Consider the following 23,672-nt stretch of genomic DNA (forward strand, 5'->3'; position numbering starts at 1 on the left):
CCGCAAATGAGGCACACCCATGAGCACCATCACGGTGAAGCGCCCGCCACGGGTCGCCGGGCCGGAGATGCCCGAGGGCGAGGTCGAGCTGCAGGAGCCGCCGGTGATGGCGGAGCCCGCGGCGCTCGACTTCCGCTCGGCGGCCATGTTCCTGCCGATGGGCATCGGCTCGGCGGCGATGGTCATGATGTTCGCGTCGTCCAGCAGGTCGCCCGCGATGTACATGATGGGCGGCATCATGGGCGTGGGCATGCTGATCATGGGCCTGAGCCAGATCGGGCGTGCCGGCGCGGAGCGCAAGGTCAAGATGAGGTCCGAGCGTCGCGACTTCCTGCGCTACATCGCGCAATTGCGCGAGAAGGCGCGGGAAGCCGCGGATCAGCAGCGGCGGGCGGTCGTGTGGAACCACCCCGAGCCGTCCTGGCTCTGGTCGGTGGCGAGCGGGCCGAGGCTGTGGGAACGGCGGGCGAACGACACCGACTTCGGCCGGGCCCGGATCGGGTTGGGCACCCTGGCCGCGGCGGTGGAGTACACGGCGCCGTCGACGAAGCCGATCGAGGACCTCGAACCGCTCGCCGCGGTCTCGCTGCGCCGCTTCCGGGAGGCGTACCGGACGGTGTCGGGCATCCCCATCTCGGTCGGCCTGCGCAGCTTCACCAGCGTGGAGTTCGCCGGTTCCCAGGAATCGGCGGTGGGGCTGGCCCGCGCCATCCTCGGCCAGCTGGTCACCTTCCACTCGCCGGACGAGCTCCGGGTGGCCGTGCTGACCGACGAGACGGGGCAGCCGGAATGGGACTGGGTCAAGTGGTTGCCGCACAACGCGCACCCGGCGATGCAGGACCCGGCGGGCCCGCTGCGGCTGTTCGCCTGCGACCACGACGAGCTGCTGGACGTGTTCGGCCCCGACATCACCGACCGGCCGGACCACGATCCGGGCAGCCGGCCGGGCGTCGTCGAGCCGTTCATCGTGGTGGTGGCGCACCAGGCGGACATCCCCGAGTCCTCCCGGTTGCTCGACGGCGGGCTGCGCAACGTGGTGCTGCTGGACCTCACCGGCAAGATGCCGGGCGGGCCGAAAGTGCTCCGCCTGACGGCGGAGGACGACGCGGTGGAGTTCCCGGCGGGGGACGCCACGGGGTCCGCGCAGCGCGACGAGCTGAGCCTGGCGCAGATCGAGTCGCTGGCCAGGCTGCTCGCGCCGAAGCGGACGAGCGGCTCGGTCGACGTCGTCGACCAGCCGCTGGAGAACGACTTCGAGCTCACCAGCCTGCTGGGCATCCGCGACCCGCGCACGTTCGACGTGCCCGCGCTGTGGCGGCCCCGCTCCGCGCAGCGGGCCCGCCTTCAGGTGCCCATCGGCGTCACCGAGGACGGCGAGGTCGTCGACCTCGACCTGAAGGAACCCGCCCAGGGCGGGATGGGGCCGCACGGCATGCTGATCGGCGCCACCGGTTCCGGCAAGAGCGAGCTGCTGCGCACCCTCGTGACCGGCCTCGCCGCGACCCACTCGTCCGAGATCCTGAACCTGGTGCTGGTCGACTTCAAGGGCGGCGCGACGTTCCTCGGGATGGACCGGCTGCCGCACACCTCGGCGATGATCACCAACCTCGCCGACGAGCTGCCGCTGGTCGACCGGATGCAGGACGCGCTCAACGGGGAGCTCGTGCGGCGGCAGGAACTGCTGCGGGCGAGCGGTTTCTCCTCGTCGTTCGAGTACGAGAAGGCCCGTGGGGGCGGCGCGCAGCTGGTGCCGTTCCCGGACCTGCTGATCGTCGTCGACGAGTTCTCCGAGCTGCTGGCCAACAAGTCCGAGTTCATGGACCTGTTCGTGTCCATCGGGCGGCTCGGCCGAAGCCTCGGGGTGCACCTGCTGCTCGCGTCCCAGCGCCTTGAGGAAGGCCGGATCCACCGCGTCGAAGGGCACCTGTCGTACCGGATCGCGCTGCGCACCTTCTCCTCGATGGAGTCGCGGGCGGTCATCGGCGCGGCGAAGGCGTACGAGCTGCCGTCCGATCCGGGCAACGGCTACCTGAAGATCGACACCACGACGCTGGTCCGCTTCAAGGGCGCCTACGTCTCCGGGCCGTGCCCGCCGAGCGACGGCCCGGTCGCCGCCACGGCGAACCGGGCGTTCTCCGAGGTCGTCTCGTTCCGCACGCAGCCGTACCCGAGCCTGCACGCCCTCCGGCCCGTCGATGAGGAACCGGATTCCACCGAGGAGCCGGAGGAACAGCCCGAGGCAGAGTCCACAGAGGACGTTCCCTCGCTCGTCGACGTCATCATCGGGCGCCTGGCGGGCAGCGGCCCGCCGGCCCGCCAGGTCTGGCTGCCGCCGCTGTCCGAGGCGCCGAGCCTGGACACGCTGCTGCCCACCGTGGTGCCGGACCCCGCCCGCGGGATGACCGTCGACGACCCCGGCAGCCGGGGCGTGCTGCGGGTTCCGGTCGGCGTCGTCGACCGGCCCTTCGAGCAGCTGCGGGACCTGCTGGTCGCCGATCTCGGCGGGGCCGACGGGCACCTCGGCGTCGCCGGCGCGCCGCAGAGCGGGAAGTCGACGCTGCTGCGGACCCTGGTGCTGGGGCTCGCGCTGACCAACACGCCGGAAGAGGTCCAGTTCTACTGCCTGGACTTCGGCGGCGGCGGGATCATGTCGGTGTCCGGCCTGCCGCACGTCGGCTCGGTGGCGACCAGGATGGAGCACGACCGGGTGGTGCGAACCATCGCGGAGCTGACCCAGCTGCTGGAACGCCGCGAAGCCCTGTTCGCCGAGCACGGGTTCGAATCGATCTCGGCGTACCTGCGGGCCCGCTCGCGGGGCGAGATCGACGACCCATTCGGTCACGTCTTCCTCGTCGTGGACGGCTGGTTCACGGTCAAGCAGGACTTCGCCGACGTGGAGACGAAGATCGGCGAACTCGCCTCCCGGGGACTTTCCTTCGGCATCCACGTGGTGCTCAGCGCCACCCGCTGGTCGGAGATCCGCCCGTGGCTGCGCGACCTGCTGGGCACCAAGTTCGAGCTGCGCCTCGGCGACTCGATGGAGTCCGAGGTCGGCTCCCGCAAGGCGGCCACCGTGCCGAACCAGCCGGGGCGCGGGATGACGGCGAAGGGGTTCCACTTCATCTCGGCGCTGCCGCGCCTGGACGGCACCTCCGGGGTCGAGGACCTGGCCGACGCGACCAAGGGCGTCGCGGAGGAGATGCAGGCGTTCTGGCCCGGCCGCGGCGCGCCGCCGGTGCGAATGCTGCCGACCCACCTCGACGCGGGAGAACTGCCCGCGCCGGAACGGGAATTCCGGATGTGCCTCGGCTACGACGAGCAGCGGCTGGAGCCGGTGTGGCACGACTTCTTCGTCCACCCGCACCTGATGGTCTTCGGCGACAGCGCGACCGGCAAGACCAACCTGCTGCGCCTGGCGCTGCGCTCGATCCGGCAGCGGTACGGCCCCGACGAGGCCAAGATCGTGCTGGGCGACGTGCGCCGGGACCTCGACCAGGAGGTGCCCGCCGAGTACGGCGTCGGCTTCGGCTTCAGCTCCGACACCCTCTTCCAGCTCGCCGAGCAGGCGCTCGGGTCGATGACCAAGCGGGTGCCGGGCCAGGACATCTCCTCGGAGCGGCTGCGCAAGCGCGACTGGTGGGAAGGCCCGGAGCTGTTCCTGGTCGTGGACGACTACGAACTGCTCGGCCGGGGCGGCGTCAGCTCGGCGCTGGAACCGCTGCTGCCGATGATCCCGCAGGGCGTCCACATCGGACTCCACCTGATCATCGCCCGGAGCACCTCGGGCGCGATGCGCTCGATGATGGACCCGGTGCTGCGCAGGCTCTGGGAGCTCGGCACGCCCGGCGTGCTGCTGTCCTACCCCAAGGAAGAGGGGAAGTTCCTCGGCGAGGCCGCGCCGCGCAAGCTGCCGCCGGGGCGCGCCCAACTGGTCACCCGCCGGGGCGTCGGCCTCATCCAGACCGGTCTCGTGACCGCTGATTCGACCACCACCGCCTCACCGGCCGGCTTGTAGGGGACCGCAGTGGGATTCCCCTCCGCGCGCGACGACCGCTGCGCGAGCCGAGTCGACGAAAGCTTCATCCCAGGAGGAATGGCTCATGACCAGAGCTGCTGAGCTGTGCAGGATCACGGTGTTCGGGCCCGACGGCAAGGCCGACCTCGCCGTGCCCGTCTCGACCACCGTTGCCGATCTCCTGCCGGTGCTGCTCAGCCACACCCGGAAGCAGCCGCAGGGCGGCGAGCAGGGGTCGTGGGTGCTGCAGCGGCTCGGCGGGGCGCCGCTGGACCCGTCGGGCACCCCGGAGACGCTGGACTGGCTGGAGGGCGAGCAGCTGCACCTGCGGCCCGCCGACGATCCGCTGCCCGAGCTGGACTTCGACGACCTGGCCGACGGCATCGCGACCTCCGTCGGGCAGCGCAAGGACCGCTGGAAGCACGCACACGGCCGCGTCCTGTTCACCACCCTGTCGGCCGCGGTGGCCGCGGTGATCGGGCTGGTCCTGCTCGGCCCGGGACCGACGGAGCTGCACGCCGGCTTCGCGCTCGGGCTGGGCGTGGTCTTCGTGGCCGCCGCCGCGCCGGTCGCCAAGAAGCTGGACGACCTCGGGCTGACCAGGCTGACCGGGCTGGTGGGCTGCGCGTTCGCGGGACTCGCCGGGCTGATCGCGGCCGACGGCGTGCCCGGCGCAGCGGCACCGACGCCCACGGGAATCGTGGTCGGCGCGGCGGGAACGGCCGTCGCCGCCGCCATCCTGCTGGTGTTGCGGCGGTTCGCCGCCGACGGGATCCCGTACGCGCCGTTCGTCACGATGCTGCTGGTGGCGGCGGCGGTGATCGGCGGTGTCTGGCTGGGCGCGGGATTCGGCCTGACGGTCGGCCAGGTCGCCGGGGTCCTGGCCACCGTGCTGTTCGGCGTGGTCGTCTTCGTGCCGAAGCTGACCATCCGGGCCGCTTACCTGCGCGGGCCGCAGCTGCCGCGCAACGCCGACGACCTCCAGCAGGACATCGATCCCGCGCCCGCCGACGACGTGTTCGCCCGGACCGCGGCGGCGGACCGGTACATCAGCGTGGCGATGGTCGTCGCCGCGACCGTCTTCGTCGGGGCGTTCCCGTTCATCCTGGCCGAGCCGGGCTGGATCTCGTGGACCATGGTGAGCCTGCTGGCCTGCGCGGTGCTGCTGCGCGCCCGCAACTTCCTCGGTGTCTGGCAACGGGTTTCGCTAGCCGCGGCGGGCACGTTCGGCCTGGGCCTGGTGGTCCTCCACTTCGCGCGGGAGTTCTCGCCGGGGTGGCGCACGGTCCTGCTGGTCGGGCTGCTGCTGGTGCTGTTCGCCTTGGTCAAGGCCACGCTGCGGCCCGAGACGCGGCGGATGCTGCCGATCTGGGGACACCTGGCGAACATCTTCGACACCTGCACCGCGCTCGCGGTGGTACCGCTGCTGCTCCAGCTGCTCGGCGTGTACGCCTGGGCGCGCGGACTGGCCGGGTGAGGGGCGGACCATGCAGACCCAGCGAGACCACGTGCACGCCTACCAGTTCCTGATGGGCCGGATGAGTTCCGCCCTGGTGCTCGGCGATCCCGCCAGCGCCGAGGTGCCCGCCCGGCGGGCCGCGGTCGGCATCTACATCGGACTGGTGCTGGCATTGCTGATCGCCGTCGGCTTCGGCATCTTCGGGTGGCTCGTCCCCGGCGGTAACAAATCCTGGCGGGCGCAGGGCGCGATCGTCGTGGAGAAGGAGACCGGCACCCGCTACGTCAACGTGGACGGCGTGCTGCACCCGACGCTGAACTACGCCTCGGCGAAGCTGCTGCAGGGACCGACCGCAGGCGGCAAGGTGACGTTGCTTTCCCAGGCGTCCTTGGCGGACGCGCCGCGCGGCGCGCCGCTGGGCATCCCGAACGCGCCGCAGATCTTGCCGGCGACGCAGGACCTGGTCGGTTCGCACTGGCTGACCTGCCTGCCGGGCTCGGCCGGCGCTGTCGCACCCGGCTCGCCGGAACTGACCCTGAACTTCGATCCCGCCGCTCCCGCCGCGCCGCTGCCCCCGGACCGGTACGTGCTCGTGCAGTCGCCGGAGGGCACGCAGTACGTGCTCTGGGGCGGCGCGAAGCACCGCGTGGCCGAGCCGACCGTGCCCATCGCGCTGGGCATGGCGGCCGCACGGCCCGTGCCGGCGCCGCAGCCGTGGCTCGATGCGCTGCCGGACGGTCCCGTGCTCGCGTCGGCGCAGATCGACGGCAGCGGCACCTCGGGACCCTCGATCGGCGGCAAGGCGTACCGGGTGGGCCAGCTCTTCGAGCAGCGCTCCGCGAACGGCGACGTGCAGATGTTCGTGCTTCGCCGCGAGGGCCTGGCGCCGATCAGCCGGACCGAGTTCATGCTGCTGGAAGTCGCTCCCGGCACACCGGAACCGGCCCGGATCGACCCGGCGGCCGTCGCCTCGGCGCCGCGCTCGGCCGACCGGTCGCTCCTCGGCAGGCTCCCCGACCTCAGCGGAGCCCGGTGGCAGGACCACGGCGCGGCCGCGATCTGCCTCCGGCAGGTTCCCGCCGGGCCGCGGATCGCCAGCGAGGTGGTCTTCGCGGATCCGGGCGCCGCCGCGGGCGGTGTCCACATGCGACCGGGAACCGGCGTGGTGGTGGCGGCGCTGCCGATCCCGCCCGGCCAGCGCGTTCCCGACCGCTACCTCATCACCGGCGACAGCAAGTACCTGCTGCCGGACGACGACTCGATGCGGGCGCTGGGCTACGCCGGGGTGCCGGTGCGGCCCATCGCGAACGATCTGCTCGCCATCGTGCCGAGCGGCCCGGCGCTGAGCCAGGCCGCGGTCGGCGCGACCAGGAAGGGATGAAAGTGATGGCCGCACGGTCCTCGTTGTCCCCGCTGAACCGGCGTCGCCGCGGCGTGCCGGAGCTCGCGCTCGCCAGGCACACCGTCGGCAACGTGCTCGTGGTGTGCCCGGAGCAGCGGATGACCCCGGAGGCGCAGGCGCTGGCCATGTCCGTGGCCCCCGACGACGAGCACGAGATGGTGGTCGTCGACCTGCCCGTCGGCGTCCCGGTCTCGGCCTGGGATTCCGTCGCCGAGCTGCTGCCGCGGCGGCGCCGTGGAGTCCGGCTCATCCTCGGCGGCCGCCCCCGGGAGGCCACCGCGCTGACCGGCCAGTGGCTGTCGGAGCGCATCGGGCGCACCGTGGTGGCCCCGGACGGGGCGATCTTCCCGGGCGTGGGCGGGACGTTGTTCGTCCATTCCGGCAAGGGCAGCGGCTGGGTCCGGTTCCGGCCGGGCCGGCCGCCGGAGTGGGAGGCGAAGCGCTTTCCCCGGCCCTCCTGGGATTCCGGCGCCACCGACCCCCTGCCCACCAGCGCCGTCGGCATGGCCGACCCGATCCCCGGCGGGGTGTGGATCCACGCCGCCGCCCGCGACACCGAGTCGGGCGAGCACTGGTCGCGGCTGGTGAGCAGCATGCCCTGCCAGCCGGACGTGCTCACCGCCGTGCTCGGTTGCCCGGGCACGCCGCCGCTCTCGCTCGACGACGTGAGCCGGTTCTGGCGGCAGCTCGACGACCAGATCCGGGAGAAGGTCCGCTTCGTGCAGTACGGCCCCGTCCGGCTGCCGCAGGGCGGCACGCTCGGGCAGGCGCTCGCGGACCTGCTCGGAAGCCGGGTCGTCTGCTACACGGGAATGCCGGTCGGCTCGACGACGACCCCGGACATCTACACGGTGTGCGCGGACGGCGGGCTCGGCTGGCACGCCTTCGCCCGCGAGGTCGGGTACCTGCCGAGGACGGACCCGGCGTTCCGGGAGACCCCCGCGCTGCTGTCGCACCGCATCCCGGTCGTCGGGGTGGAACAGGTCGCACCGGCGGTGTACTGGTACACGCCCGACGCGGTGCTGGAGGTCGTGCAGTCCGGCCTGTGGGTGCGCCCGCCGGAGGGCGCGCAGAACGCGGCGGCGGTGCGCGCCGAGCCGGGGCGCGCCGACGTCAACATCCTGGCCTTCGACGCCACCGACGAGAAGCGCGCCGAGCGCATGCGACTGCTCGCCCAGGACGTGCTGGCCCGGCTGGACCCCGCCACCCGGGTGCGGTGCCGGATCGTGCCCGCCTCGGAAGTGGGCCGGGCGGAGGTCCGCATCGCCGGTCCCGCGCAGGGCGAGCTGGTCGTCGAGGCAGAGCAGCCGTCCGGGCGGGCGGCCGGTAACTCGTCGGTGACCGACACCGTGCAGCTGCCCGTGGTGCTGGACGCGGTGCGCGCCGACACCGGTGTGCCCTCGGTCGTCGCGAGCCCGGTCGCCGAAATCCCGGTCGCCGGAACTCCGGTCGCCGCCGGAATCCCGGTCGCCGGAACCCCGGTTGCCGAAATCCCGGTCGATGCCGGGATTTCCCTCGACACCGGGTCGCCGGTCGACGACGTCGCCGTGGCCGTTGCCGAGATCCCGCCCGCACCCGCCGCGTCAGCGGCCGGTGCCGAGGCGCCGCCCGCACCCACACCCGCAGCGCCCGCGACCGAACCGCGGCCCGAAACCGGCCCGGCCTCGGCGATGACGATCCGCTTGGAGAGCTCGCCGGTTCCCACCGTCGGCGAACCGCCCGCGCCACGGCCGGCCGTCACCGCGCCGTCGGCCCCGGAGCCGCCCGCGCCGAGCGCCACCCCGGTGCCAGACCCCGTCCCGGCTCCGGAACCGGACGAGGCAGGAGACGGCCGCGCGGAAGCGCCGGAGGAGCCCGGCGAACCGCGACTCCAACCGACTCCGCAACCCGCGGCTTCGGCGCTGGTGGCCGACCACGGCCTCACCGAGGAGCGCGCCTGGCTGCGCCGGACGCTGAGCCGCGATTTCGACACCATGGCCCACTCGACCTCCCGGATCCTCTCGGAACACCCCGGTTTCCAGGGCACCGACGGCCGGTCGTCCGCTGACGTGTTGACCGATGCCGTCGCCGTGCGGCTGCACCTCTCGGAGCGCGGCGAGGCGATCGACCAGGCCCTGCGGACGGGCGAGAACGGGCCGCACGTGCCCTTCGCCCGCTGCGTGGTCTCCGGGCTGACCCGGCTGCCGTCGCACCGGGGCGCGACCACGTTCACGGCGTCGCCGACCCCGCAGCAGTGGCAGCTCTACGAGCAGCGGCGGCTCGTGACCGACTGGAGCTTCATCCACGCGCTGACCGAGCCCAGCCCGGACCAGCAGGGCGAGGTCGACGTGCTGGTGTGGTCGATGACGGCCCGCCGCACGAAGCTCCTCGAACCGGGCGGCGCCGGCGAGGTCGACAACCGCGTCGTCTTCGTGCCCGGCACCAGTTTCAAGATCCTGGAAATGGCGGAGCCGGGAGCCGACGGCACGCGGGCCCGGATCCTCCTCCGCGAACTCGCGGAGTCCGAAGTGGACGAATCCGGGCGGGTGGCCGCGCGGGGGTCGCTGGACGAGCTGGCGATCACGTCCCTGCGGCGCTGCGTCGAACGCTGGTCGGCGGCCCAGCCCCGAGGCGTGGTGGGGGAGTCCGCCACCCGCCGGTTCGGCTGGATGCCGGGGCTGGTGCAGCGGTGATGACAGGCATGCCGGTGAAGCGGGGCCAGCTGGCGATTTCGCGCGAAATCGCCAGCCCGCACGCCTGGAGAACGACGATTTCGCGCGAAATCACCGCTCGTTCCGGGCCCCAGGGACTCGTCGGCGGAGAGGGCAGGCGGAGAGAGGATGACGGGCGATGAACCGTGAACTGCTGGTGGTGGGCGGAGATGGGGCGGGGGCGCACCCCACGATCGCCTCGGCCCTCGCGGCGGCCCCCGACGGGGCGATGATCAGCGTCCGCGCCGGCCGGTACGAGGAGAACCTCGTCGTGAACCGGATGGTCAGCATCGCCGCCGAGGACGGCGACGGCACGGTGGAGGTGCACGCCGCAGAGGGCAGCGCGCTGGTGGTCGACGCCGGCGGCGTTCAGCTCCGGGGCCTGCGGCTGGCCTGCGATGACGCCACCGTCGCGGCGGTGGACGTGCGGCACGGCGAGGTCGCCCTCGACGGCTGCTGGGTGGCGGGCTCGTCGTGGGCGGCTCTGCTGACGAGGGGCACGGGATCGCTGGCCATGCGCGGGTGCGAGGTGACCAACACGGGCGGCGCCGGGATCGTGATCACCTCCTCGTCGCCGAGCACCGTGGAGGACACGGTCGTGGCCGACGTGGCCTCGTCGGCCGCCGTCGTCGGCGAGGACGGTTCCCTGACGCTGCGCCGGATCGTGATCCAGCGACCGGTCGGCAACGGCATCTGCGTGAACGGGCGCGGCCGGTGCGTCATCGGCCAGGGCGTGATCACCGCCGCCGCGAAGCCCGCGATCGTCGTGGAGCAGGAGGGCAGCCTCGACGTCAGCGACCTCACGGTGCAGGACGGCGCGAACGTCGATCTCTACTTCACCGGCGGTTCCTCGATCACCATCGCCGAATCCACGTTCTCCGGCGCCGCGGTGCAGGCCGCGCACATCTCGGGCACCGCGCGACCGGTGCTGCGCGGCTGCACCTTCACCGGCGCCGGGCGCAACGCGGTGCAGGTGACGGGGCAGGCGGCGGCCAGGCTCATCGAGTGCGTCCTGGCGGACTCCCCGGTGGGGCTCATCGTGGACGGCGAAGCTTCGCCCAGGTTCGAGAAGACCTCCGTGCGCGGGACGACCGAGGCGATCGCGCAGCTGTCCACGGCCGCATCGGTGCACTTCTCCGGTTTCCGGGCCAACGCGACCGAAGGCGCCGGCCTGCTGGTCGACGGCGGCGTGGTCGAGTTCGACTACGCCTCGATCGAGACCGGCGCCGCCACGGCGGTGGAGCTTTCGGGGACGGCGAAGGCGAAGCTCACCGACGTCACGATCAGCACCGGCGCCGAATCGGCCGTCGCGCTCACCGGCAACGGGCGCGCGGAGCTGACTTCGTCGATGCTGCGCGGCGGCGGGCTGGCGGCCGGTTCCGCCGAGGTCGTGATGCGGGACACCGAGATCGTCGACGTGTCCTCGGACGGCGTCCGGGTCGACCGGGGCGGCTCGATCATCGGCACCCGCTGCCGGATTCGCGGGGCGAGCGGGCACGGCATCCGCGTCGCCGACGGCGCCCGCGCGGAGCTGGCGGAGTGCGAACTGATCGACAGCGGTGGCGACGGCGCGCACCTGGAGACCACCGAACCGGTGCGGTTGAGCCAATGCGTGGTGAAGAACAGCGGCGGCATGGCGATCCGGCGGCCGTCGGACGACCGCCAGGTCGTGGTGGAGAACCTGGTGACCCAGTCCGCGAGCAGCTCGTCGCGGCCGACCGGGAACGACGGGCCTCAGCCGGAACCCGACGCCGCCGGGCAGGGTGATGCAAGCCTTCGCGAGGCGGGCGGCGCGGTGCTCGACGGCCCGCTCGCCGAGCTGGACTCGCTCATCGGCCTGGAAGGCGTCAAGCAGGAAGTGCGCGGGCTGATCAACCTGATCCGGATGTCGCAGGTGCGGCAGGAAATGGGTCTGCCGATGCCGCCGATGAGCCGGCACCTGGTGTTCGCCGGGCCGCCCGGCACCGGTAAGACGACGGTCGCGCGGCTCTACGGCGCGGTGCTCGGCGAGCTCGGCATCCTCTCCAGCGGCCACATGATCGAGGCCGCCCGCGCGGACCTCGTCGGGCAGTACATCGGGTCCACCGCCATCAAGACGACCGAGCTGGTGACCAAGGCGATCGGCGGGGTGCTGTTCATCGACGAGGCGTACACCCTGACCGCCAGCACCGGCGGCGTCGGCCCGGACTTCGGCCAGGAAGCCGTGGACGCGCTGATGAAGATGATGGAGGACCACCGCGACGAGCTGGTGGTGATCGTCGCCGGCTACTCCGAGCTGATGGAGAAGTTCCTCCAGTCCAACCCCGGTCTGGCCTCCCGGTTCACCCGGACCATCGAGTTCCCTAACTACAGCGTCGAAGAACTGGTCACGATCACGACCAACCTCTGCCGCAAGCACTACTACGAGCTCACCGACGACGCGGTGGAGGAGCTGACCGAGTACTTCACCCGGGTGCCGAAGGGGGAGACCTTCGGCAATGGCCGCGTCGCCCGCAAGCTCTTCGAGTCGATGATCAGCACCCAGGCATCCCGGCTCGCCCAGAGCCCGCCCGCCAGGGACACCGACTTCAGCCGGCTGACGGCGGCGGACATCGCCCCGCAGAGCGCGCTGCTGGAACAACTGCCAGCCGAGGAGACGGCGTCCCGCGACACCGCCACCGATCCCACCGAGGCGGTGCGGGCCAGCCGGGCGTGGCGGCGGATGTCCGACCTGATCGGGCTCGAAGGTCCGCGCCAGTCGGTCGCCGCGTTGCTCGTTTCGCTGTGCGAGCGCAGGAATCACCGTCGGGCCATCGGCCAGCACGGCAACGCGGTGCTGACCGGGCCGAGGGGCAGCGGCAGGCGGGAACTCGCCCGGCTCTACGCCCAGGGGCTTGCCGAGCTGGGGCTGGTCGGCATCGGCCAGGTGGTGCGCGCATCGCTCACCGAGGACCTGCGCCCGGCGTGGCCGGGACAGGCGGAAACCTTGGTGCACAGGGCGTTCCAGGACGCGCAGGGCGGACTCCTCGTGGTGGACGTCGACGCGGACGGCGAGCCCCAGCCGGAGGAGGCGGAGGCGCTGCTGGTCGCATTGCGCTATCACGCCGCCGATCCGGTGGTGGTGCTGACCGGCACCCGCCCTGGCGTGGAGCGCCTGCTCGGGCGCGTGCCGCAGCTGCGCGACTCCTTCGGGGAGTGGTGGGAGATCGACGCGTACTCGGTGGCGGACCTGGCCGCCATCGCCGTCCGGCAGCTGCGCGAACGCGGCCACGAGGTGCCCGACGACGTGCGCGCCGCGATGCGCGCGCACATCGAGGCGTCCGGGGAGACCACGGTGCACAGCGTCCACCAGCTCACCCGGCACCTGGCCAGGATGGCGGCTTCGCGCACGCTGGCCGCCGCCGACCTGGCGGGCCTGGCGCGGGTCGTGCCCGCGGTCGGTGGGCTGGCCTCGGTCGGCTGAGGTGGCGGTCGGGCAGACCTCGTGCCCGGAGGACTCCTGGTCGGCCCGCGTCGACCAGGAGCGGCTTCTCATGCCGTTGACTTGATTCGGAAAGCTTTCAGGAGGCTCGAATGTCCGAAGTGGATCGTCGCAACGTGGAGATGTTGCGGGAGGAGTACGAACGCCAGGTCACCGGCCTCGCCGAGTCGCAGCGGCGGATCAGCGAGGCCTCGGCGACCGCGGTGTCCCCGCGCCGCGAGCTGTCGGTCACGGTCGGCCCGCAGGGCGTGATCACCGAGCTGAAGTTCCTTTCCAGCGCGTACCGCCGATTGGCGAAGAACGAGTTGTCGGAGCTGGTGATCCGCACGATCGCCGACGCCCGGGCCAAGCTGAACGACCAGCTCGTGGAGATCATGACGCCGATGATGCCGCCCGGGCTGGACGTGAAGGCCATGCTGAACGGGGAGATCAGCGCCGAGAAGCTGGCCCCCGACGAGTCCAAGCTGCCGCCCCTTCTCAGGGAGCGGCTCAACCGGCGCTGAGACCTGCCCGCCGCGCTTTCGCGGCCTTGCACGGGTTTTGCGGTTCGTGCGCCCCGGAGAGTAGCGGGGCCGGATTCGACTACGGGCGTGAGCGGAGGAATGAGGACCATGAACCAGTTCTGGGTGGATCCGGAGAACCTGAGCAAGAGCGGCGAGGGTTACGGAGCGGTGCAGGCGCGGTTGCTGGCGCTCCGGCAACGGGCCGCTCAGCTCGGCGCCCGGTACCAGGCGAGTTTCGGCGACGACGACGAGGGCCGCGAGTTCTTCCAGAACTTCAAAGACGGCCAGGAGAAGTTCCTCAACGGGGTCGAACACCAGGCCAAATCGTTGGGCTACATCAGCGACGGCCTGTACGAGAACGGGAAGATGTACGGCGGGTCGCGGGACGAGGCCGACCAGCTGTCGCACAAGTTCAAGACCGCGGGCGAGAACGGTTCCGGCGATTCCCAGAAGCCGACGGGTCACAACATTCCCCCTCAGAAGGACGTCCCGCTGAAGGGTTCGACGTCCAACGTGCCCGTGAAGTCGACGGGTCACAACGTTCCTGCCCAGAAGGAGATCCCGCTGAAGGGTTCGACGTCCAACGTGCCCGTGAAGTCGACGGGTCACAACGTTCCCGCTCAGAAGGACGTCCCGCTGAAGGGCTCGACCGCCCACGTAGCGGCCAAGGCCTCGAAGGCGCTAGCGCCGAACCGCGGTGTCGAGCCGAACAAGCCTTCCGAAAAGGGGACGTTCGTGAAGTCGCAGCGTGCCGTTCCCGCCGGCGGGCGCGCGAACGAGGGCCTCAAGCCGCAGCTGCCCGTTTCCGACCGTGGATTCGTGCTGAACGGGCTCAAACCGGAGGACGTGGAGGTTCGCAAGCCGGAAATGACCTCCGCGATGCGCCTGCGCGCTCTGCGGGAGAACGAGCAGCCCATGGTGTACGGCCACCCGCTGGGCGAGGGGCAGCACATCGTCAGCGCCACCGAACTGTCGAACGGGGCGGTGCGGATCGGCGTCGACGGCTACTCCGACATCACGCCGCTGAACGGCCGCGATCTGACGCTCGACAACCCGAACAACCCGTCCGGGTCGAAGCCCTACCCGACCGAGGACGGGGAGCGGCACTTCCTGGTCACGGAGAAGCCCGGGTCGCAGCAGCCCGGGAAGTCGCTCGATGACCAGGTCTACATGGAGTTCCCGCGTGATGGGGAGCCGGGTTTCTTCCGTTTCCGCAGGTAGCTGATAGCCCGGGCGTGGGTGGTGTGGTCGGTGGTGTGAGTCCGAATCGGATGGTGTGGTGAGTGATGGGTGAGATCCAGATTCCCCGGGATGGTGTCTGGGCGCCTATTTACTATTCGCTGACTGCGCTGATCGAGAAGCCGCCGTTGGTGATCTCGAATGATATGTACGCGTTGGCTCGTGAGATGCGGGACAACGCGGACGCTGACGTGAACACCATGAGCAATGTCAATTCGTTGTCGTCTGGTGTGCGGGCGAATCTTGAGGGTGAGACCGCGAAAGCGTTCGGTGATCATGTTCGGGGGTTGACCGATCCGGTTCTGGCGCGTGCGGCGGCGTTGCGGTACGCGGCGGACATGGTGGATGAGTTCGGGTTGAACGGGGAGGAGGCCGAGTACGACATCCTGATCGGTCTGGCGTTTTTCGCGTCCACGATCCTCGGGCTTTATCTGAGCGGGTTCTTCGAGGCGATTCCGGCGTGGATCGCGGCTGGGCGTCGGCATCTCTCGCAGATCATCGCGACGGCCAAGCAACAGGCCACGACGCTCTCCGGGCAGTTGCGGATGGCGTGGGAGCCTGTTCAGGAGTTCGGTGAGGAGTTCTTCCAGGCATTCTTGCCCCAGGGGATCACGACGGCGAACGGTAATCGCAAGAACGGCTGGGATGTGAAGGGCATGGCGCTGGAGGGCGCTGTGGGGGCCGATTCCGCGTTCAACGCTATGATCTTGCATCGTCTGGCGAAGCTGAACAGGCACACGGACGATTTCGTGCGTAAGCCGATCGGGGCGGGGCAGCTCGACGCCGCTTCGGAGTTGCCGGCCGAGGGGATGGTCATCACGCTCGTCGGCGGCAATTTCGACCCGTTCCAGACCTATATCTCGAGTGTCACGATGGGCACGATCGAGAGGGACGCGCAGATCAGGTCGCGTGAGTGGCGGAACAACCGGAACACGAACAACTCGCCTGCCGGGGGCCCGGACCAGCCGCCGCCGCTGTCCTATGACCCGGATGGTAAGGGTCTGCCCGGCGGGGAGGGCACTCCCGGTGGGGGGCCGGATTCGAAGGTTCCGCCGGTGGGGTCGGATTCGAAGGTGCCGCCGGTGGGGTCGGACTCCAAGAATCCGCCGGTCGAGTCGAAGGCACCTGTGGATTCCCCGGACGGGAAGCCTTCCGATGTCCCGCCGCCCCCGTACTCGCCGCGTGGTGAGGCGCCACCGTCCAATGAGGTGTGGGGGAACGAACAGGCCCCGCCCGCGTACCAGCCCCCGGCCGAGGAACCGCCGCCCGCGTACCAGCCTCCGGCCGCGGAGCAGCCTGCGGGCTCCCCGCCGCCTGGTTCGGTTCCGCCGCCCGCAGGTGTGTCGCCTGTGGGGTCTCCGCCTGCGGGCTCCCCGCCACCTGTGTCGGCTCCGCCTGCGGGTTCTCCGTCACCCGCTTCGGTTTCGCCGCCTGTGTCGGCTCCGCCGGTGGGGTCTCCGCCGCCGGGCGTCGGCGGGGAAACGCTGCCACCTGCGGGCGTCGAAACCGGACCGGTTTCGGTGGAGCAACCGGCTGGGCAGCCGCCGGTTACCGGCGGGCCGCAGGACGTCGGTTCGGACCAGGGCTTGCCCGGTTTCGACACGACGACGCCACCGGGTAACGTGCCGCAGGGCGTGGATCCGGTGGTCGGTGACCAGAATCCCCAGGCCCAGCAACCGTCCGCCGAGCAGCCGCCGGTGCGGCACACGCCCGTCGAGCAGCCGCCCGCCCAGCAGCCGGGGAGCGAGCAGTCCCCGAACCAGCAGTCCCCGAACCAGCAGTCCCCGAACCAGCAGGTTCCGGGTCAGCAGTCCCCGAACCAGCAGTCGCCCGGCCAGGTCCAGGGGCAGCAGTCGCCGGAACAATCGACGTCTGGTCAGCAGAACGCTGGTCAGCGCGGCCTCGACCAGAACTCGGTGTCGCTCGAGCGCGACCAGCCGAGAGCGGATCAGCAGGAGCAGGGCGAGAACGGGTCTGCGCAGCTCCGTCCGTCCGGTCAGCAGGCCGGGCTGGGGCAACCGTCGGTGACGCTGAGCGCCACGTCCACGCCGTCCGGTCAGGCCGGCAACTCGCAAGCACCCGCGAACCCCGCCGGCACGCCTAACACCTCGACCCAGGACGTGTCCCGGGACAAGTCCGGCCAGTCGGCCGTGGGCGATCAGGTCGGCCGGTCCCGGCCTTCGACGCAGCTGTCTCACGAAGCGCCGGCGGGTGGGACGTCGACCGGGAATCAGCCCCTGACCCAGCGCGACGCGCCGTCCACTGTGTCCTCCGGCAGCGATCAGCGGACGAGTTCGGCCACGTCCGGCAGGGCCGGATCGCCGAAGAGCAGCGGTGAACCGCAGCTGCAGGTGGCGCTGGCACAGCCGGTGGTGCCGGTGGAAAGCTCGTTCGTCGATGAAGGTTATGTGAGCGGGGACGAGTCCCAGCACGATGGGGACGTGTCGTTCGTCCGGGACGTGCCGGAGACGTTGGGGGAGACTGCCCGGGTGTCGGTCGCGGACCAGTCGGTGGGTGCTGTCCCGGCGGTGGCCCCGGTGAAGGACTCGTTCGTCGATGAAGGTTATGAAAGTGGGGACGAGTCCGATCTCGCCCCTGGCGGCGGGCGCCGCGACAGCGATTCCGGCGTCCTCGCCGATCAGGGCAATTTCGTCATCGGCGGGGGCCATGCCGGGAACGACCGCGACGGTGGGCAGCAGGAGGCCATCGAGTCGCTGTCCGATGAACACGCGTCCACGACGAACCAGCAGACATCGAACGCGGCCAACCCGTACCACTCGCATCTGCTGAACGACCCGAGCATGGCCGTGCCGCCGGGAGCGGTGCGCACGGCACGGGATTTCGCCAACGAGGAGGCCGGGCGCGAGTTCCTGCGGAACGACACCGAATACGGGCACTACGTTCTGGGGGCGAACCGGGCGACGCGGGAAAGCGGTGCGTCGGAGAACAACTGTTTGCCGGCCAACGCTCAGTTGGCGAATTCCATCGAACACAAGAAGATGTTCACCGCGGGCCCGAGCGGGAAGTGGTCGCTCCGCGGTATGGAGCGGATGGCGAACCGAAAGGCCATGGGCCCGTTCTACGACAAAGACCCGGTCACGCGGTTTCTGCTGTCCCCGGTCAACGACTATACCCAGGCATTGGTCACCCGGAAGGCCGGTGACACCGGCCACGTCGTGCTCGCATCCGTCGACGACCACGGCGTGGTCAACTTTTTCGATGGGCAGGAAGGCAACTTCACCGAAGTTCTCCCGATCGATCCGAAGACCCCTTTCAAGGACCTGTATTCGGCCGACAACGGGATCAGGTTCATCCCGCTGCCGCATGACACGGTGTTGTCCGCGGACTTCGCCGCTCATCACAGCGAAACCGGTTCCGCTTCCACCGCACGGCATGACAGCAGTCCGGAAGCCCCCCAGGACGGCAGCCACGAGAACGACCAGGACGGCAAGCAGGACAAGGCCGTCTTCGGGGCCGACCGGAGCCAGCGCCGGGACCGGGACCGACGGGGTATCGGCGTCGCCGCGGTCGACCAGCAGGTTTCTCTGGGGCGGCGGCGTTTTGATCCGCCGGGGGAGCGGTTGGTGTATTACCTCGCTGCTGTGGAGGGCGGTGAGCGTGAAACCATGCATGCGCGCCGGTCCGCGGCGCTTGCCGAGTTCGGCCGGCCTGTTCCCAGTCCGAAGCTGGTCGACGTGGATGAGCAGACCGCTGATTACCGGCCGCATCCTACGAGGCCGGAGAGCGAGGCCCCGGAGTCCGGCGGGCATTTCCACAATCTTTACGGGCGGGATGACGCGGGCAGTGTCGCGGTGATGATGGAGAACTATCGGGCCAAGGGGGAGAGGTACACCGCCAGCGAGGCTTTTATCCACCAGTGGTCGCAGGCGGAGGCGCTGTTCGGTGAGGTGACGAAGGCGAGGGAGGTCGACAAGCGGGCTCCGAGGCTGTTCGGCAGGGCGACGACACCGGAGGATGTTCCGGATCGGCTTCCGGACACCATCTTCCGGCAGAGCATCTCCGGCACGGCGGCCAAGGAGGTCTTCGGCGACTTGCTGGCCGGCGGGAGCGGCGTGGACTTCGATGCCCATGATGGTGTCTACGCCGAGGTCATGAAGACGGTGAACGGCAAGTCCACGAGGAACATCGTGGACACGTTCAACGAGTTGAAACAGCTTTCCGGCGACCAGAAGTTCCACATCTCGGGTGGCGGTGTCAGGCGGGATGGCTCGGGCAGCTTCCAACTGCGGTTCGACATCAGCAGGGTCCCTGCCGGGACCGTCCGGCAATCCCCGCGCGGGGACGAGGGGCGGATTGTGCAGGATGACCGCGTTCGGCGTGGGCCAAGCCATTGGGGTGGTGCGTCGTCGTCGGTGAAGCTCGACGACAACGCGGCCCGCGGCACCGAGCAGGCTCTGGTTGGGGGGCAGGTCAAGCCGAGGGTCGATGAGTTGATGTCGTTGGACGCACGCGACGTGCTGGGCCGGTTGCGTCAACGGATCGAGGACCCGAGCCCCCAGATCAAGCAGGTCGCACGGGTTCTGGCGTTCTCCAACGGGTTCCGGGAACTACCGAACGACGGGTTCCGGGAACTGCAGAGCTCCCAGAACGACGGCGAGACGCTGAATGCCTTCGGACTGACGAATTCCGATTTCGGCATGGCGTTCCGGACGATGAGGTCCCACAACTTGGTGACCATGAGTTCGCGGGGCGTGTCGCTGACCGTTTCCGGATACGACGCGTTGGTTCCGGAGTCGCACCGCGTCGTGTCGAATGTCGATATCCCGACCGACGGGGTGGTCGAGGTGTCGGCGGAGACGTTCGTGGACAATCCTGCCGCGCACTTGGCGTACTTGACTGAGCACTTCCCCGAATACCGTGGGCTGAACAAGAACGACTTCGATGCCGACATCGATGGCCAGCAGGGCTTTCGGACGAACTGCCTGGCGGTGTCGATCCAGACGATCAATATCGGTAACCACCCGGAAATGGCCGGGGAGTTCAAGACCGGTCCGAGCGGGCCGGTGGATCCGAAGCGCGTTCCGGAGTCGGGTATGCCGCCGATGTCCACGCAGGAGCGCGGTTACGCCGATGTGCGGGAATACGTGTCCCGGCAGGGCGAGGATGGCTGGCACGGCATTGTCTATGTCTACCACGGCAGTGATGGTGCGCATTACTTCGACGTGCGTAAGCGTGGCAATGTCATCGAGTATTTCGATGGGCAGCCGTGGGAGATGGCGACTCTCGGCGAGCCGAAGGGAGTGCGGTTCTCGCCGGCTACGCCGCGTCCGGAGAACGGCCTGGTGTATACGACTGTCGGCTCCCGCAAAACGATCACCGCGACCTCCGACTCCCCGGAGACCACCGAAGAGTCCTCGAACCGCTTCACCGAGCTCGATTCGGAAAACGAGTCCCATGAGGAGCAGGACGTCCCGGTCGACCGGGACCTGTACGCCGCGCTGGAGGTGAATCCGGGAGCGAGCAACGAGGAGATCGACAAGCAGTACAAGAAGCTGCTGGTGACGCATCACCCGGACAAGGTCCAGCAGGCGGGAGGGGACCAGCAGGCCCGGGATGAGGCGACGGCCAAGACGCAGGAGATCAACGAGGCTCATCAAGTTCTGTCGAATCCGGAACTCCGGGCAAAATATGACACTGCGCGTGCGGGGCGCGATCAGCTGAACCGCCTGGGGTCGTCCGTCGACGAATCCCACTGGGGCGCGGGCCGCAGTTACTTCCGGGGATTGAGAAGTTCTGGCGACACGGCCGAAGTCGACCCCACCGATGTGCCCTTCGTCCGGCGGGAAGGAACCCGGACGCACCCCACGACCATCGCGTTCCTGCCGAATCCCGTACTCGACACGCACGTCGCCAGGTGGACGGGGGCCATCAACAAGCAACTCCGGATGGTGCGAACGCTTCCCACCGACAACCAGGTCGAGGCGCGGAAAAAGAGCGTGTCCCGGCGTGGCGGCGTGGTCGACGTGCCCTTCACTACCTCGCTCGTCGTCGCCGTCCAAACCGATCGCGACCGGCATGGCGACTGGGTCACGATCCCGGTCGAGTTCGGCAGAAAACAGGTGCGAGTCGAACCGGTGCGGCTCAGCAAGAGCACCGCGGCGAAATTCTTGGTCCGGGACCCGGATGTCAAGGCGAACAAGTCGCTGTTCCTCGTGGCTCCCGAGAGCGAGCATCCGGACTCAGCGGTGGACCTGGCGAAGGAAATGGTCCTAGAGAACCCCGACCTCGTCGTGTACACCCACGCCGACACGGCGCACGTGAATGGTCAGGGCCAGCTCGTCGTCATGGGCAACGCCGGCCTGCTGCGTATCAGCGGATCGAGAGAGATCGAGGTCCAGCCCGTCCACACCTCGTCCGGAGTGAAGACTGTTCCCACCGGCAACAAGTTCGTTGCCGTGAAAGTCGAGCCCCTGGGGTCCACCCGGTTCAGCCGCACCGAGCGGTCCGAGATCGAAAAGAACGAGGCGAGCAGCTCGGCGCCGCCGCGTGATCAGGGTGCGCCGCCGAGGCGTTCGCAGACGTATCAGGACACAGGCTCGCGTCCCGGGCCGAGCGCGTCGCGTGCCACGCGGCGGGATCCGCATGACGTGCTGGGTATCCCGAAGAACGCCTCGAAGTCCCACATCGAGCGGGCGTACATGGCCGCACAGCTGAAGGGCCTTTCCTCGACTGAGAAGAGTGAGGTCCAACGGGCATACGAGGAGCTGACCAAGGATTCCTTCCCTGAATTCGAAGAAACCGGCTTCGATAGCTATAGCAATCAGGAAGCGCCGCGTCAGGGCGCTCGGCGGGAGGATGCGAAGCAGGCCAAGGAAAAGGCCCGTCAGGAAGAGGGGATTCGTCGGGAGCGAGAGGAGGAGCGTAAGCGAAAGGCTAAGGAGAAGGAGAAACAGGAAAGGGACCGCAGGAAGGGTAAGCGTCCGGAACGTCCGACGTCGGATTATTACAAGACGTTGGGTGTGGGGCCGGATGCGTCTGAGGACGAGATCAAAAAGGCGTACCGCAAGCTGGCGTTGAGGTTCCACCCGGACAAGAATCCGGGTGATAGGGCGGAGGCTGCGGCGGCGGAGTTCAAGGTCGTCACCGAGGCATATGAGGTCCTCTCCGACCCGGAGAAGAAGGCCGGGTACGACTATGCCCGTGATTGGCATGCGCGTGTTCGTGCCGGTGGGCGGGCTCCTGGTATGGGTGGTGCGTCGTCGGCGGTGTCGGGTGAGGTGCCGGTGCGTCCGGATGTGGTGTCGGCGGAGACTTTCGAGGGTGATCCTGAGGGTGAGGTCGCGTTCCGGGAGCGGCATTTTCCGGATATGGGTTATGTGAACGAGGGGAATCGTGCTGCTGGTTTTGAGGGCAGTGACACGAACTGTCTGGATTCTTCGCTTATGGCGATCAATCTGGATTTGCATCGGATGCGGCACGGTGATTTGTCTCCTGGGCAGGCGGGGGAGTTCAGGGCCGGGCTGAGTGGGCGGGTGGACCCGAATCGTGTCCCGGAGTCGGGTTTGGGTCCGTTGTCTTTGCAGGGGCGGGGGCGGCGGGGTTACGCCGAGGTGATCGACTATGTGGCCGGTAGGGCGAATGATGGTCCGCATCAACTGGTGTATGCCTATTTCGGTGAGGGCGATGGGCATTTCTTCTTCGCGGCCAAGCGCGGTGACCAGGTCGTGTTCGTCGATGCCGAGAACAACAAGATTGCGGCGTTGGGCGACCCGGAACAGGTGTGGGCTTCGCGGGTGACTTCGGACCTGGTGCTGAAGCACGTGGTATCGCCGGTGGATCTGAATCCTCACCTGCAGGGGCTTGGCGATGAGGATCCGGAAGGCACGGACAGCGAATCCGATGACGAGCCGACGGAGCCGCCGGGCCTGGGCGGCGGCAAGGAGCCGAAGTATGCCGGAACGATTTCCGGGAAGAAGGCCACCTTCACGCACAGCGAGCTGGACCTCACCTCTCGGGCCTCCACCGACTACCGGCCCGCGAGCATTGCGCTGCTGTCGGCTGACCCTGAGCTCAACCGCGCCTACGAGGGCTGGTTGGACTTGATCGACGGCCCGCTCCGGGTGGTGCGTACCCGCCCCGGTGAGTCGACGGCCACTGCTCTGGCTGCCGGGCCCGACCGCGAGATCACGGCACCGTTCGAGCCGGACCTCATCCTGGCGGTCCGATCTGAAGGCCGCGAGATCGCGGTCCCGGTGAAGGGCAAGCGTGGAAAGATCGAGACGGCCCTGGTGGACCGGTCCACGGCTGCGGAGATCATCGGCAACATCCGCGGCGTCCGCAACAGCTCGTCGACGCTCCTGCTGATGCCCGGTGCGGAAAGGGCGGACGCCTCGGTCAAGTTGGCTCGGGAGCTGGTCGATGAGGTATCCGGCCTCACCGTCAGCACCGCCAACGGAAAGGCGGCGCTGGCACACGGCGGCCGGATTGTCGTGCTCGACGACGCCGGTCTCGTGAAGGTCGGCACCCGGAAGAAGACCGAGAGCTTCACGGTCGGTCGCTCCGTCTTCAAGCAGCAGGTCAAGGGGGTCAAAACGGTCGTGGAGACGACCCCCTGGCCCGAGACCCGCTTCGGTGGGGACGCCCGTCCTGCGACCGGCCGCGGGAACGGTGAGTCGTCCCGTGAGGAGCACCGTGAGCCTGCTGGGGGGTTTGGGTATCGGGCTCAGGAGCCGCAGCCTCAGGCGCAGTATTACTACGAGGGGTCTGCTGGGGAGGGGTATTGGTCTGATGTGCCGCCCGCTGCGGGGGGTCATTTTGGGGAGCCTGCTGGGGGGTTTGGGTATCCGGCTCAGGAGCCGCAGCCTCAGGCGCAGTATTACTACGAGGGGTCTGCTGGGGAGGGGTATTGGTCTGATGTGCCGCCCGCTGCGGGGGGTCATTTTA

The 23,672-nt window shown here is 69.5% G+C and carries 8 protein-coding genes; all 8 read left to right on the forward strand.

Translation table 11 applies throughout. The annotated features are described in order from the left end of the window. Window positions 1-19: 19 nt before the first annotated feature. Entirely contained in the window at window positions 20-4,015 is a 3,996-nt protein-coding gene (eccCa, locus tag AC07EQ_RS21190; protein WP_478389635.1) for a type VII secretion protein EccCa, read from the forward strand. An 85-nt stretch (window positions 4,016-4,100) separates the two neighbouring features. Beyond that, a complete protein-coding gene (eccD, locus tag AC07EQ_RS21195) occupies window positions 4,101-5,492 on the forward strand; it encodes a type VII secretion integral membrane protein EccD (RefSeq protein ID WP_478389636.1) in 1,392 nt (463 codons plus the stop codon). Between the two features lie 10 nt (window positions 5,493-5,502). Next, window positions 5,503-6,855, forward strand: a complete 1,353-nt coding sequence (eccB, locus tag AC07EQ_RS21200; protein WP_478389637.1) for a type VII secretion protein EccB — start codon at window positions 5,503-5,505, stop codon at window positions 6,853-6,855. Window positions 6,856-6,860: 5 nt separating this feature from the next. Beyond that, window positions 6,861-9,548: a hypothetical protein gene (locus AC07EQ_RS21205; protein ID WP_478389638.1), complete on the forward strand. Its 2,688-nt coding sequence runs from the start codon at window positions 6,861-6,863 to the stop codon at window positions 9,546-9,548. A gap of 157 nt (window positions 9,549-9,705) precedes the next feature. Next, window positions 9,706-13,008 (forward strand): right-handed parallel beta-helix repeat-containing protein, encoded by a 3,303-nt coding sequence (locus AC07EQ_RS21210; RefSeq protein WP_478389639.1) that lies wholly within the window; start codon window positions 9,706-9,708, stop codon window positions 13,006-13,008. 110 nt (window positions 13,009-13,118) lie between these two features. After that, on the forward strand, window positions 13,119-13,529 hold the full coding sequence (locus tag AC07EQ_RS21215) for a YbaB/EbfC family nucleoid-associated protein (protein WP_478389640.1): 411 nt from the start codon (window positions 13,119-13,121) through the stop codon (window positions 13,527-13,529). A 108-nt stretch (window positions 13,530-13,637) separates the two neighbouring features. Beyond that, window positions 13,638-14,750, forward strand: a complete 1,113-nt coding sequence (locus AC07EQ_RS21220; RefSeq protein ID WP_478389641.1) for a hypothetical protein — start codon at window positions 13,638-13,640, stop codon at window positions 14,748-14,750. A 65-nt stretch (window positions 14,751-14,815) separates the two neighbouring features. Next, window positions 14,816-23,672, forward strand: an 8,857-nt coding sequence (locus tag AC07EQ_RS21225; RefSeq protein ID WP_478389642.1) for a J domain-containing protein, incomplete at its 3' end; no start/stop codon positions are given.

This window comes from Saccharopolyspora sp. NPDC045839 (assembly GCF_056431645.1).

Bases quoted from the DNA above. Each gene is read 5' to 3' on its own strand.
- eccCa (WP_478389635.1), top strand. From the start codon at position 20: ATGAGCACCATCACGGTGAAGCGCCCGCCACGGGTCGCCGGGCCGGAG.
- eccD (WP_478389636.1), top strand. From the start codon at position 4,101: ATGACCAGAGCTGCTGAGCTGTGCAGGATCACGGTGTTCGGGCCCGAC.
- eccB (WP_478389637.1), top strand. From the start codon at position 5,503: ATGCAGACCCAGCGAGACCACGTGCACGCCTACCAGTTCCTGATGGGC.
- AC07EQ_RS21205 (WP_478389638.1), top strand. From the start codon at position 6,861: ATGGCCGCACGGTCCTCGTTGTCCCCGCTGAACCGGCGTCGCCGCGGC.
- AC07EQ_RS21210 (WP_478389639.1), top strand. From the start codon at position 9,706: ATGAACCGTGAACTGCTGGTGGTGGGCGGAGATGGGGCGGGGGCGCAC.
- AC07EQ_RS21215 (WP_478389640.1), top strand. From the start codon at position 13,119: ATGTCCGAAGTGGATCGTCGCAACGTGGAGATGTTGCGGGAGGAGTAC.
- AC07EQ_RS21220 (WP_478389641.1), top strand. From the start codon at position 13,638: ATGAACCAGTTCTGGGTGGATCCGGAGAACCTGAGCAAGAGCGGCGAG.